Here is an 11,838-nt window from a genome sequence, read left to right as displayed (position 1 = left end):
TCAAAAAGAAGTTGATTTTGATGGAACAATGACAGTAATGATTTGTACATTATAAGGCGGAAGCCTTATTTTTTTAACTTGATTTTTTAGGTTGTTTAAAGTATTCTAATTACTATATTATTTAATAAAATGAAATAGGTGATTTTATGAAAGAATGGTTGATTTTAGCGTTTATATTTTTTATAGGAAGTTTAGCTGGATGGCTTTTAGAACTTATTTTTCGTCGCTTTTTTTCCAAAGCAAATCCTTCAAGAAAATGGATCAATCCTGGTTTTTTAGTAGGACCTTATTTACCACTTTATGGTTTTAGTTTATGTGTCGTTTATTTACTGGCACATATTAATGTTTCATTTATTCATGGAGTGTATTTAAGAAAGACGGTACTTTTTTTACTAATGGCTTTATCGGTTACTTTAATTGAATATTTTGCAGGACTTATTTTTATCAAAGGAATGCATGTAAAGCTTTGGGATTATAGTGATGAAAAGTTTAATATTCAAGGAATCATTTGTCCTAAGTTTACTTTCTTTTGGTATTTATTAAGTGCGATTTATTATTTTTTAATTCATCCTAATATCATTCATTCAATTGAATGGCTTGCCGGAAATCTTTGGTTTTCATTCTTTGTAGGTTTATTTTATGGTGTCTTTTTAATTGATGTTGGATATTCTTTAAACATTTTAAACAATATCCAAAAATTTGCGAAAGAAAACGATATTATTGTCCAATATGAAGCGTTTAGAAAACATATCGGTGAGTTAAGAAATGAATTTAAAGAAAAAGAACGTTTTGTTTTCTCTATGAAATTGGATCATATTTCAATCAAAAAATCATTAAAAGCGTATTTTGATAAATACTATAAATAGGAGAATTGTATGGAATTAAAGAAAATAAGTGAAAATGATATTGAACAAGTAAGTCAACTTTATTACAGTGCTTTTCCTGAAGATGAAAGAGCACCATGGAAAGCTCTTATAGAAAAACACAATAAAGGTAAAGGAGAATTTTTATCAATCTATGATCAAAATAAATGGGTTGGGTTAACGTATGTCATTACCTATCAAAATTTATCCTATGTTTTGTATCTTGCTATTGATGAACTTCAAAGAGGTCATGGCTATGGAAGTAGTGTTTTACAAATGTTGAAAAAGAGATATCCTCATACCATTATGTTATGTATTGAAGAAGTAGATGAAAAATATGATAACTACAAACAACGTGTTCATCGTAAAAACTTTTATTTAAGAAATGGACTTCAAGAAATGGGCTTTAAATATGTAGAAAAAGATGTTAAATATGAAATGCTTTATGTAGGAAAAAAATTATCAAGTAAAGTTTATGACGAATTGATGGTTGCTTATGCCGGACCTGTTTATCATAAATTTAGAGATTACCAGGCTGATGAATTGATTGACTAAACATCCATATGGATGTTTTTTTGCTTTAAGAGTATAATAAAGGTAATGCTAGGAGGAAGAAAGAATGTTACATAAAAAATTAAAACCATTTCCTAAAGACTTTCTTTGGGGAGCAAGTACATCTGCTTATCAAGTAGAAGGAGCTAACTTATCACATGGAAAGGGTCCTTCGGTTCAAGATGTCAAAAAAGTACCAGAAGGGACATCTGATTTAACAGTATGCGCTGATTTTTATCATCGTTATAAAGAAGATATTGCTTTAATGGCTGAAATGGGCTTTAAAGTTTATCGTTTTTCTATTTCATGGTCAAGAATTTTACCTCAAGGAACAGGTGAAGTAAATCAAGAAGGAATTGATTTCTACAATAATGTTATTAATGAATGTTTAAAATATAATATTATTCCATTAGTAACAATGTTCCACTTCGATATGCCACAAGCCTTAGAAGAAAGAGGTGGCTGGGAAAAACGTGAATCTATTGATTGGTTTGTTAATTTTGCTAAAGTGATGTATGAAAATTTTGGTGATCGTGTTAAATACTGGCTTACGATCAATGAACAAAACGTTTTAATTTTATCAGGAGATATTATTGGAACAACAACCCTTACAGGACCAGAAAAATATAAATCTCTTTACCAACAAAATCATCATATGTTAGTAGCACAAGCAAAAGCAATGGCTTTATGCCATGAAATGGTAGAAGGTGGAAAAATTGGACCAGCACCAAATATTTCTCTTGCTTATCCAGCAAGTTGTAAGCCTGAAGATCAATTAGCTGCTCAAAACTTAAATGCGATTCGTAACTGGCTTTACTTAGATATGGCTGTTTATGGAGAATATAATCATCTTGCATGGGCTTTTATGGAAAAAAGAAATGCAACTCCTCATATCGAAGAAGGAGATATGGAAATTCTAAAAAATGGGCATCCAGATTTCATTGGTTTCAACTATTATTCAACAGCAACTGTTGCTTGGTGTGATGAAAACCAAGAAGAAACATTTGGACATGATCAACAAAAAACACGTATGGAAGAAGGTGTTTATCTAGGAGCTGCCAATCCAAATCTTCCTCATACTGATTTTGGTTGGGAAATTGATCCATTTGGTTTTAGAGCAACTATTCGTGAAATGTATTCAAGATATCGTTTACCAATGATTGTTACAGAAAATGGGTTAGGTGCTTATGATAAATTAACTGAAGATGGAAAAATTCATGATCAATACAGAATTGAATATTTAAGAAAACATATTGAACAAATTCAATTAGCGATTACTGATGGTGCAGAAATGATGGGATATTGCCCATGGTCAGCAATTGATTTAATTTCTACTCATGAAGGTATGGTTAAACGTTATGGATTTATTTATGTAGATCGAGATGAATTTGATTTAAAAACATTAGATCGTTATAGAAAAGATTCATTCTATTGGTATAAAAAAGTTATTGCTTCTAATGGAGAAGACCTTAGTGATTAAATCTTTAAAGAAAAATCTTTAAAGATTTTTCTTTTGTTAATGACAAGTTCATTTTTTTAGGCTTTAATAGAGATGAGGTGTTAAAATGAAACCAAGTCAAAAAATTAAACAAAATGTTGTGAATCAAATAGCAAAAACTACTTTATATGAAAATGTCTCAGAATTAATGAAAATGCAACAAATTTATGAAGCAGGAATTAAAGAAATTCGTACAAAATTAGAAATATTAGATGCAGAATTTAAAGTAAAACATGATCATAATCCGATTCATCATATCGAATCTCGTTTAAAATCGCCAGAAAGTATTTTAAAAAAAGCTATTAATAAAGATATTCCTGTAACAGAACGTTCGTTAGAAGAAAATATTCATGATATTGCGGGAGTTCGTGTTATTTGTAATTATGTAGATGATGTTTATAAGGTAGCACAATTACTTACAGATCAAGATGATATCCGTTTAGTTGAAGTAAAAGATTATATTGCAAATCCAAAAGAAAGTGGTTATATGTCTTTACATCTTGTTTTAGAAGTACCAATTTTCTTATCAGAAGGATCTAAACCAATTCATGTTGAAGTACAGCTTCGTACAATTGCGATGGATTTCTGGGCTTCTTTGGAACATAAACTTAAATATAAAACAGATAATAATGTTCCTGAAGATATTAAAGAAGAATTACAAGAATGTGCAAAAACAATTTCTGAACTTGATTTAAAAATGCAAAATATCCATAATCGTTTAAATAAAAAACGTGTGTAAAAAAAGATATCGCAATTGCGATATCTTTTAACTATGTTCTTTTTTTAATTTGTTCATCAAAATAACTAGTGTTGGAATCAAAATAATGATAGCAGCAAACCAAGCAATAGGATTGGCAAAACAAATGGCATTATAACCAAACTTACCAACGAGGGCAAAGGCAACAAAAGCTCTTGCCACTAATTCAGCACCCCCAGCAAGCATCGTAAGTGCGGATTTTCCTAAACCTTGAATGGTGTTTCTTGAAACAAATAGAATACCTAAAACAAAATAGAAAATACTATTGCAAATCAAGAATTGTTGAGCATCATTAATAACGCTTGTTTCATTACCGGCAACAAATAATAATGAAAGGTATTTTCCAAAGAAAATCATAAAGATACAAGCAACGATACCATAACCAATAACAAGGAGCATAGATTCTTTAATTCCTTTAAAAATACGCTCTATCTTTCCAGCACCTAAATTTTGTCCAGAGAAGGTAGCCATTGTAGAACCCATCATATCCATTGGTTGTGTAAAGAACATCGATAATTTTTGGGCAGCAGCAATAGCAGCAACTTTTGCTGAACCTAAAGTATTAACGGCACTTTGTAAGATAACAGCACCTACAGCCGTAATTGAATATTGTAAAGCCATTGGGACGGCAATATTAATAAGTTTTTTGATAATTGGAAAACTTATAGAACGTGCATGATGATCAAATCTTAAATTAGGATATTTTTTAGCCATATAAATAAAACATAAAACAGCTGAAATTCCTTGGGCAATCACTGTGGCAAGGGCAGCACCTCGAACACCCATATGAAAATTAATAATCATTGATAAATCTAAAACAACATTAAGTAATGATGATATAATTAAGAAAATAAGAGGTGTTTTACTATCCCCTAAAGCACGTGAAACACTTGCTAAAAAGTTATAAGCAATGGTACATGTTAAACCATAAAAAATAATTGAAATATAATCATAAGATTGTTTAAAAATATTAGCAGGTGTTTGCATCCATTGAAGTAATGTTTCCGTTGTAAAATGTGTTAAGACAGTAAGTACAATTGAAAAGAAGATACATAAGTAAAATGCATTCATAATGGTTTGAAGCATTCTTTTTTCTTCTCTAGCACCAAAAGCTTGCGCAATAGGAATCCCAAAACCAGCAGCAAGTCCTAAAACAAATCCAATAATTAAAAAGTTTAATGAACCAGTTGAACCAACAGCAGCAAGAGCATCTACGCCGACAAATCTTCCTACAATCATTGTGTCAACGACGTTATAAAGTTGTTGGAAAATAGCTCCCCCAATTAAAGGAATACAAAATGAAATAATCAGTTTTAATGTATTTCCATGTGTTAAATCTTTTTCCATCTAATCCCTCCCTAAATCCTGTTTTCTTATTATAGCATAGAAAAGGAGTGAAAGATTTTTAAATTATGAAAAAAGTATCCTCTATTTTATAGAAAACATTTTTTTACTTGAATAAGGAAAAAGGAAAGAAGAGAAAAAATATAAATCGGAATCATTTGAAAAAGGGATACTTTTTCAATACTTTGCACTATGTTTTTTTACTTGAAAATCATATAATCCTTCTAAAGAACTTTCACATTCTTTTAAGATATCTTGACTACTTTTTTGATAAAACATCACGGTTCCTCCTTTGAATAAAAAAAGACAAAACTCATTAAAGATGAAATCCTTAACGAGTCTTGTCTTTAAGATGTACCAGAATAGAAAAACTATTCGCGTTTGTTGATATCATCACACAGATTGTGAGACTCTTCCCTTATTGATTTCATTTTAACAACGATTCTATAAAAATAATGTCGATTTATAAAATCTTAATAATTTTATTTTTGTTAAGCTATGATATAATGACAAAGAAAAAGGAGAAGAATATGACATTAGCACAATTAAGATACGTTATTACAGTTTCTCAAGTAGGAACACTTTCAGAGGCTGCTAAACGTTTATATATATCACAACCAAGTTTAACAAATGCAATCAAAGAATTAGAAAAAGAATTAGGTATTACGATTTTTATTCGTACCAATAAAGGAGTTATTTTATCAAGACAGGGAGAAGAATTTTTAGGTTATGCAAGACAAGTGATTGAACAAACAAACTTGATTGAAGAAAAGTATTTACAGGATCATAATATTAAACATGAATTTTGTATCTCAACGCAACATTATTCTTTTGCCGTAGAAGCTTTTGTTTCTTTGATTAAAGAATATGGTGGGAAGGAATATGATTTCAGGATTCGAGAAACACAAACTTATGAAATTATTGAAGATGTTGCCAAACTTAAAAGTGAAATTGGGGTTCTTTATCTTAATTCATTTAATGAAGTTGTTTTAAAGAAAACGTTGAAAGAAAATGACTTAACATTTCATCGTCTATTTATCGCAAAACCTCATGTTTTTCTTGGAAAAGATAATCCCCTCGCAAATAAAAATAAAGTATCTTTAGAGGATTTAAAAGAATATCCACGTTTATCTTATGAACAAGGAGAACATAATTCTTTTTACTTTTCTGAGGAAATACTGAGTACTTTAGAAAGCCAAAAAGAAATTAAAGTATGTGATCGTGCAACACTCTTTAATTTATTAATAGGTCTTAATGGCTATACAATTTGTAGTGGAGTCATTAATAAACAGCTTAATGGAAAAGATATCATTGCGGTTCCTTTAGATGTGAATGATTTTATGGAAATAGGATATATTACACATAATAAAGCTATTCTAAGTCGTTTTGGACAACTTTATATTGATATTTTAAAAGAGTATACAAAAAAGGATTCGTAAGGAATCCTTTTAGTTTGCACGTGTTTTGCTAAAGTAAAGAAGATCTGTTGCTTGCATGTTGTTTTCATAGATTTCTTGAGGATAATAATCAATGAAAAAGTTTTCAATTTTATGACTATAATGATAACCAAGCTTTGTATAAATAAGCATGTTTGTCATTGAACTATTGGCGGTACCAATTAAAAAAGTTGTTTTGTTTTGATAAAGATTTTCAATATATTGAAGTAAGGATTTTCCATATCCACGTCCTCGATTATTTTCTAAAGTAAGTAAGTTTTTAATTTCAAGGGTAGTATCATTGATTTCTTTAACAGCAATAAAAGCAAGAGGTGTTTGTTTTTCAAAGTAAGCAAATAATCTTCCATCTCTTAAATAATTTTCAACAAGATTAATATTAGGATCACTTTCGCATAATAAAGATGCATAATCTAATTTATTTTCAATAATTTCTTCAATCATGTTTTATTCCTCCAATAGAGGTATTTTAACATATTTTAGAATATGTTAAAATAAGTTGAGGTGAATTTCATGAATCATAAATTAAATAAGAAAAAAGTAGCATTTGTTATTATAATAGCTGTACTTATTATTTCTTTAGGTGTTTTTCTTTTTAATAATGTAAATCAATCTACAAAAAAAGAAACACCTAAAAATGTACAAGAAAAAACAGTACAAAAAGAAGAGAAAAAGAAAGAAGAAGCTGAAGTGAATTTTACTATTTCTTTTGCTGGAGATTGTACACTTGGAAACTATGCCGGACAAGCCTATGATGGATCGTTTAATCAAGAATATAAAAGACAAGGAAGTGATCCTACATATTTTTTAAAGAAAGTAAAAGAAGTCTTTGAAAAAGATGATTTGACAGTTGTTAATCTAGAAGGACCTCTTACAACAGCAAGTAATCATCTTGAAAAAGAATTTCCTTTTAGTGGAGCTCCTGAATATACAAAAATATTGACTTCTTCATCAGTAGAAGCAGTTACCCTCGCCAATAATCATAGTGAAGATTATTATGAAGCAGGTCTTCAAGATACAAAAAAATATTTAGATGAAGCTTCTATTGGTCATTTTGGTTATGATGATTCTTATATAAAAGAAATCAAAGGCATCAAGTGTGGATTCCTTGGTTATCGTTCACTTTCGGTATCTATGAATAATGAAAGTGGTCATCAAAAAATTCAAAATGCGATCAATCATTTAAAAAATGAGGAACAATGCCAACTTGTTTTTGTTTATTATCATTGGGGTATTGAAAGACAATATCAAGCTAATGAAGATCAAAGATCACTGGCTAAGTTTACCATTGATGCTGGAGCAGATGCTGTCATTGGTTCACATCCTCATGTTGTTCAAGGAACAGAAACGTATAATGGAAAGCCTATTATTTATTCATTAGGTAATTTCTGTTTTGGTGGTAATCGTAATCCAAGTGATACAGACACAATGATTTATCAACTCTCTTATTCTTTTAAAGGAACGACACAAACAGGATATCAAGTACAAATTATTCCATGTTCTTTAACTTCATCAAGAGGAAGAAACGATTATCAACCTTATATTTTAAAAGATGAACAAGCAAGTAGAGTCATGGAAAAGATTAAGAAATATAGTTATTAAGAGGGTAAAAATGAATACTTTTCTAGAATTAATTCATAGTAGACATAGTTTTCGTGGAGAATATCAAGCAGTTCCAGTAAAAAGAGAGGATCTTATCAAAATAATGCAAGCAGGAATCGACGCTCCTTCTGGATGTAATAAACAAACAACAAGTTTTATTGCGATTGATGATCCACATATTTTAAAACAATTACTCAATGTTATAGATCCGCCAATAGGACAAAGTGCTCCTGCTGCCATTTGTGTTCTCACTCAACGTATCTATGCATATCGTGATAAATGTTTTGCCATACAGGATTATTCAGCAGCGATTGAAAATATGTTCCTAGCAATCATTGCTTTAGGATATCAAAGCTGTTGGTATGAAGGGCATATTACTGATGAAGATCAAATCGGTAAAAAAATGGCACATATATTAAATGTACCAGATGATTATGAATTGGTATGCTTTTTGCCAATTGGCATTCCAAAAGAGAAAAATATTATAAAAACAAAAAAGAAATCATTTGATGAGCGTGCTTGGTTTAATGGTTTTAAGAACTCTAAATAAAAAGAAATGGGAAATTTTTTCTCATTTCTTTCTTTTTTCTACCTTTATATTACCACAAAATGGGCTTTTTTTCAAGACTAGTCATTTCTGTAAAAGTCTTGTATTAAATATATGGAGGTAATTTTATGGAACAAAATATGACAGCATTAGTAAGTTTGTTTGCAAGAGCATATCATCAAAAAAATAAGGATATTAAAATTTTTGATGATCTTCTTTCAACAAAATTAATTACAGAAAAAGAGTATGAAATGATTGGGTTAAATATGTCACAGGGAATTTCATTTTTTAATCCCACTTTTAAAGGAAGTAAAGAAGAAGCTTTAAAATGGATTGTTGATCATCAACTATCACCTTCTGTTTTAGTAAGAAGTGCTTTTTGTAAAGAAGCGATTGAAGAGATGAAAGAAAAGGGATGTCAACAATATTTAGATTTTGCATCGGGTTATGATTCGTTTGCATATTATTATCAAAATCAAATGCATGTTTTTGAAATTGATAAAAAAGAAGTAATTGAAGATAAAAGACAAAGATGTAAAGATGTTGATATTGAAAATATTCAATTCTTATCAATTGATTTAAGTCAAGATAATTGGATTAATACTTTATTACAAAGTGATTATCAAGAAGACCAGCTTTCAATCAGTAGTATGTTAGGACTAAGCTATTATCTTACAAAAGATGAATTTAAAAAGATGTTAAAACAATTATCTAAATATCTCTTAAAAGGAAGTCATCTTGTTTTTGACTACCCAAGTATTCAAGAAAGTAAAGAAACAAAAATCAATGAAATGTTGGCAAAAGAAGCTGATGAATCAATGAAAGCAAAATACAGTTTTGCTGAACTTAAAGAGATATTAAATCAATGTCATCTCACAATTATTCAACATGAAAATCATCAAACAGTAACAGAAAAATACATATCTAATTATAATGTCTATTATAAAGATGATTCCATAAAAGCACCTGAAGGTGTTTGTTATTGTGTGGTTGAAAAATAAAACACTATTGTTTTGAAACAGTAAAATAGAAAAATATAAGAGGTATGAAGGTTTCTTAGTTTTTCTTTTTTTGTGCTAAAATAGAATTATAATTTAACTGATATAAAAGTATTGAAAGGAATGAAGAAAATGAAAGAAATATTAAATGTAAAAATAATCTACCATTTTTATCATCATGTGGTAAAAGCTGAATTGAAAAGAAGAGGCTTTCCGAAAGATGTTGCAAGAAAAATAGGTGAAGAGCATTATAAAATTATTCAACGTGCAAAAGATATTGGAAATTCAAGATTATTAAGTTCATATATTATGGGAAGTTATTTTATTGCAATGAATCGAAGCACAGGGAAACCGCCAAAAGAAAATTATGAAATATTTCGTGATGGACTTTATGCCTCTAAATTATTTCATAAAGTTATGGGAGATGCTGAGAGTTATTTAGATTCTAAGAAAATGGCAGGGAGACTACAATGGTCAAAAGAAAGTCATGAACACATTTATGAAAATGATTGGGTCGTTGATATTTTACCAGGTAATGATGAATATGATTTAGGATATGATTATCATGAATGTGGAATATGTAAACTTTGTCAAGATGAAGGATGCCCCCATCTTGCCGCTTATTTATGTCAAATGGATTATGTATTAGCGGATATTATGCATATGAAATTAGTAAGAACAAAGACAATTGCTGAAGGTGCAGGCTATTGTGATTTTAGATATAGTAAATATAAATAAAATTGAGGGGGTGGGAGGATTGATCATGAAAATACAAAGGATTCATCAAGATTTTTCGATATGTCAAGTTGAGGACTATTCACTTGTCAATTTAGAATCTAAATATTGTTTCATTGAAAAAACAGATGAAGAAAAATCTTTGGTATGCCTTACAAATGAAGTACCATCAAATGTTATTCGTCGAGACGATGGCTGGAGGGCATTTTGCATACAAGGTATTTTGGAATTTTCTTTAATTGGAATATTATCAAAGATAGTATCAATTCTTGCAGATCATCATATTTCAATTTATGCTGTTTCTACATATAATACAGATTATATTTTTCTAAAAAAAGAAAACTATCAAAAAGGATTAGAAGTTTTAGAAGCTGCAGGTTATCAGGTAATAGACTAAATAGTTTTGGAGGTAAATTTATGAGTGAATGGAATGCAACGCTGTATGATAATAAACATGATTTTGTTGCTGAATATGGGAAAGGTCTTTTAGAATATATTCCTCAAAATAAAAATCAATGTATTTTAGATTTAGGATGTGGAATAGGAACACTTATTGTTCAACTTAATAATTTAGCAAAAACAGTCATTGGTGTGGACCAATCTTAAAGTATGATTAAAAAGGCTCAAGAACAGTATTCCAATATAGAGTTTAGGGTATGTGATGCACTAGAGTTACCATTTGAAAATCAATTTGATGTTGTTTTTCAAATGCGGTATTTCATTGGATAAAAAATCATGAAACTTTATTAGATTATATCTATAAAGTACTAAAACCTAAAGGATTATTGATTTGTGAATTTGGTACGAGTGGTAATATTGCGACGATTGAAAATGCTTTTATAAAAGTTTGTCAAAATTTAATTTTCCAACAACTAAACATTTTGCGGATTTATTAACAAAGAAAGGTTTTATCATTGATAAAATTTATGATTATGATTGACCAACACCATTAAAAGATCATGAAAGAGGATTAGAAAATTGGATGAGACAATTCTTTGCTTTTGAATTGGAAAAAATGTCAAAAGATATCCAAAGCAAAATTATTAAAGAAGTAGAAACTTTGACAAAGGATAAACTTTGGAAAGAAAATGAATGGATTGCAGATTATCGTCGATTAAGAGTAGTTGCACATATATAAAGGGGGGAAAAATAATATGATTGGAGATATCGTTAAAGTCATCGTTGATCGACCACTTGGAAGCCAACATCCTCAATATAAAGAAACATATTATCCTATAAATTATGGTTTTGTTGAAGGAATCATGGCGGAAGATGAAGAAGAACAAGATGCTTATATTTTAGGCGTTGACGTTCCTGTAAAAGAGTTTGTTGGGAAAATAATTGCTATTATTCATAGAGATGATGATATAGAAGAAAAATGGGTTGTTGTCCCTCTAAATAAGTCATATACAAAAGAAGAAATAAAAAAGCAAGTTGAATTTCAAGAAAAATATTTCAAATCAGAAATTATTATGTAAAAAGGAGTGT

Annotated in this window: 15 protein-coding genes and 1 pseudogene; 14 read left to right on the top strand and 2 right to left on the bottom strand. The window is 29.4% G+C overall.

What is annotated here, in order from left to right:
- Nucleotides 1-146: 146 nt before the first annotated feature.
- The 4 genes from HUU89_RS03030 (at nt 147) to HUU89_RS03015 (ending at nt 3,652) form a co-directional block, all read left to right on the top strand.
- A complete protein-coding gene (locus HUU89_RS03030) occupies nt 147-866 on the top strand; it encodes a putative ABC transporter permease (protein WP_032090163.1) in 720 nt (239 codons plus the stop codon).
- Between the two features lie 9 nt (nt 867-875).
- The gene (locus HUU89_RS03025) at nt 876-1,418 is read left to right on the top strand and encodes a GNAT family N-acetyltransferase (RefSeq protein ID WP_052010871.1); all 543 of its coding nucleotides are present in this window, start codon (nt 876-878) and stop codon (nt 1,416-1,418) included.
- 64 nt (nt 1,419-1,482) lie between these two features.
- Nucleotides 1,483-2,895 (top strand): glycoside hydrolase family 1 protein, encoded by a 1,413-nt coding sequence (locus tag HUU89_RS03020; protein ID WP_175300952.1) that lies wholly within the window; start codon nt 1,483-1,485, stop codon nt 2,893-2,895.
- Between the two features lie 85 nt (nt 2,896-2,980).
- Nucleotides 2,981-3,652 carry a GTP pyrophosphokinase family protein gene (locus tag HUU89_RS03015; protein ID WP_032090161.1) on the top strand — a complete coding sequence of 224 codons (672 nt, stop codon included), beginning with the start codon at nt 2,981-2,983 and terminating at the stop codon, nt 3,650-3,652.
- Between the two features lie 27 nt (nt 3,653-3,679).
- On the opposite strand, the gene HUU89_RS03010 is transcribed toward HUU89_RS03015, so the two are convergent.
- Nucleotides 3,680-5,017 carry an MATE family efflux transporter gene (locus HUU89_RS03010; RefSeq protein ID WP_175300951.1) on the bottom strand — a complete coding sequence of 446 codons (1,338 nt, stop codon included), beginning with the start codon at nt 5,015-5,017 and terminating at the stop codon, nt 3,680-3,682.
- 527 nt (nt 5,018-5,544) lie between these two features.
- On the opposite strand from HUU89_RS03010, the gene HUU89_RS03005 reads away from it, so the two are divergent.
- Nucleotides 5,545-6,453: a LysR family transcriptional regulator gene (locus tag HUU89_RS03005; protein WP_119363464.1), complete on the top strand. Its 909-nt coding sequence runs from the start codon at nt 5,545-5,547 to the stop codon at nt 6,451-6,453.
- 9 nt (nt 6,454-6,462) lie between these two features.
- Here the strand turns inward: HUU89_RS03005 and HUU89_RS03000 are convergent, their stop codons facing one another.
- Nucleotides 6,463-6,912 (bottom strand): GNAT family N-acetyltransferase, encoded by a 450-nt coding sequence (locus HUU89_RS03000; protein WP_119363463.1) that lies wholly within the window; start codon nt 6,910-6,912, stop codon nt 6,463-6,465.
- Between the two features lie 69 nt (nt 6,913-6,981).
- Here HUU89_RS03000 and HUU89_RS02995 point away from each other — a divergent pair, with 69 nt between their 5' ends.
- From HUU89_RS02995 to HUU89_RS02965, 9 genes and pseudogenes are all read left to right on the top strand, one after another.
- Nucleotides 6,982-8,070 carry a CapA family protein gene (locus HUU89_RS02995; RefSeq protein WP_175300950.1) on the top strand — a complete coding sequence of 363 codons (1,089 nt, stop codon included), beginning with the start codon at nt 6,982-6,984 and terminating at the stop codon, nt 8,068-8,070.
- 10 nt (nt 8,071-8,080) lie between these two features.
- On the top strand, nt 8,081-8,620 hold the full coding sequence (locus tag HUU89_RS02990) for a nitroreductase family protein (RefSeq protein WP_175300949.1): 540 nt from the start codon (nt 8,081-8,083) through the stop codon (nt 8,618-8,620).
- Between the two features lie 125 nt (nt 8,621-8,745).
- On the top strand, nt 8,746-9,618 hold the full coding sequence (locus HUU89_RS02985) for a class I SAM-dependent methyltransferase (protein WP_175300948.1): 873 nt from the start codon (nt 8,746-8,748) through the stop codon (nt 9,616-9,618).
- A gap of 129 nt (nt 9,619-9,747) precedes the next feature.
- Nucleotides 9,748-10,353 (top strand): L-2-amino-thiazoline-4-carboxylic acid hydrolase, encoded by a 606-nt coding sequence (locus HUU89_RS02980; RefSeq protein WP_175300947.1) that lies wholly within the window; start codon nt 9,748-9,750, stop codon nt 10,351-10,353.
- A gap of 25 nt (nt 10,354-10,378) precedes the next feature.
- Nucleotides 10,379-10,747 (top strand): ACT domain-containing protein, encoded by a 369-nt coding sequence (locus HUU89_RS02975; RefSeq protein ID WP_175300946.1) that lies wholly within the window; start codon nt 10,379-10,381, stop codon nt 10,745-10,747.
- A gap of 20 nt (nt 10,748-10,767) precedes the next feature.
- Entirely contained in the window at nt 10,768-10,956 is a 189-nt protein-coding gene (locus tag HUU89_RS14650; protein WP_217498398.1) for a class I SAM-dependent methyltransferase, read from the top strand.
- Nucleotides 10,957-10,959: 3 nt separating this feature from the next.
- Nucleotides 10,960-11,246, top strand: a pseudogene (locus HUU89_RS15405) (class I SAM-dependent methyltransferase).
- A gap of 86 nt (nt 11,247-11,332) precedes the next feature.
- The gene (locus HUU89_RS14640) at nt 11,333-11,488 is read left to right on the top strand and encodes a hypothetical protein (protein WP_217498397.1); all 156 of its coding nucleotides are present in this window, start codon (nt 11,333-11,335) and stop codon (nt 11,486-11,488) included.
- A 16-nt stretch (nt 11,489-11,504) separates the two neighbouring features.
- Nucleotides 11,505-11,828, top strand: a complete 324-nt coding sequence (locus HUU89_RS02965; protein ID WP_175300945.1) for an inorganic diphosphatase — start codon at nt 11,505-11,507, stop codon at nt 11,826-11,828.
- The last annotated feature ends 10 nt before the right edge of the window (nt 11,829-11,838 follow it).

Source organism: Faecalibacillus sp. H12 (assembly GCF_013361255.1).
In the GTDB taxonomy this organism is placed as follows: Bacteria; Bacillota_I; Bacilli_A; order Erysipelotrichales; family Coprobacillaceae; genus Faecalibacillus; species Faecalibacillus intestinalis.
Note: the sequence above shows the minus strand (reverse complement) of the source record. Positions and strands in the feature narration are given on the sequence as shown.

Excerpts from the sequence above, each read along its gene's own strand:
- HUU89_RS02980 (WP_175300947.1), top strand. The coding sequence starts at position 9,748 with ATGAAAGAAATATTAAATGTAAAAATAATCTACCATTTTTATCATCAT.
- HUU89_RS02985 (WP_175300948.1), top strand. The coding sequence starts at position 8,746 with ATGGAACAAAATATGACAGCATTAGTAAGTTTGTTTGCAAGAGCATAT.
- HUU89_RS03015 (WP_032090161.1), top strand. The coding sequence starts at position 2,981 with ATGAAACCAAGTCAAAAAATTAAACAAAATGTTGTGAATCAAATAGCA.
- HUU89_RS03010 (WP_175300951.1), bottom strand. The coding sequence starts at position 5,017 with ATGGAAAAAGATTTAACACATGGAAATACATTAAAACTGATTATTTCA.
- HUU89_RS03020 (WP_175300952.1), top strand. The coding sequence starts at position 1,483 with ATGTTACATAAAAAATTAAAACCATTTCCTAAAGACTTTCTTTGGGGA.
- HUU89_RS02995 (WP_175300950.1), top strand. The coding sequence starts at position 6,982 with ATGAATCATAAATTAAATAAGAAAAAAGTAGCATTTGTTATTATAATA.
- HUU89_RS03025 (WP_052010871.1), top strand. The coding sequence starts at position 876 with ATGGAATTAAAGAAAATAAGTGAAAATGATATTGAACAAGTAAGTCAA.
- HUU89_RS03005 (WP_119363464.1), top strand. The coding sequence starts at position 5,545 with ATGACATTAGCACAATTAAGATACGTTATTACAGTTTCTCAAGTAGGA.
- HUU89_RS02990 (WP_175300949.1), top strand. The coding sequence starts at position 8,081 with ATGAATACTTTTCTAGAATTAATTCATAGTAGACATAGTTTTCGTGGA.
- HUU89_RS03030 (WP_032090163.1), top strand. The coding sequence starts at position 147 with ATGAAAGAATGGTTGATTTTAGCGTTTATATTTTTTATAGGAAGTTTA.
- HUU89_RS02965 (WP_175300945.1), top strand. The coding sequence starts at position 11,505 with ATGATTGGAGATATCGTTAAAGTCATCGTTGATCGACCACTTGGAAGC.
- HUU89_RS14640 (WP_217498397.1), top strand. The coding sequence starts at position 11,333 with ATGAGACAATTCTTTGCTTTTGAATTGGAAAAAATGTCAAAAGATATC.
- HUU89_RS14650 (WP_217498398.1), top strand. The coding sequence starts at position 10,768 with ATGAGTGAATGGAATGCAACGCTGTATGATAATAAACATGATTTTGTT.
- HUU89_RS03000 (WP_119363463.1), bottom strand. The coding sequence starts at position 6,912 with ATGATTGAAGAAATTATTGAAAATAAATTAGATTATGCATCTTTATTA.
- HUU89_RS02975 (WP_175300946.1), top strand. The coding sequence starts at position 10,379 with ATGAAAATACAAAGGATTCATCAAGATTTTTCGATATGTCAAGTTGAG.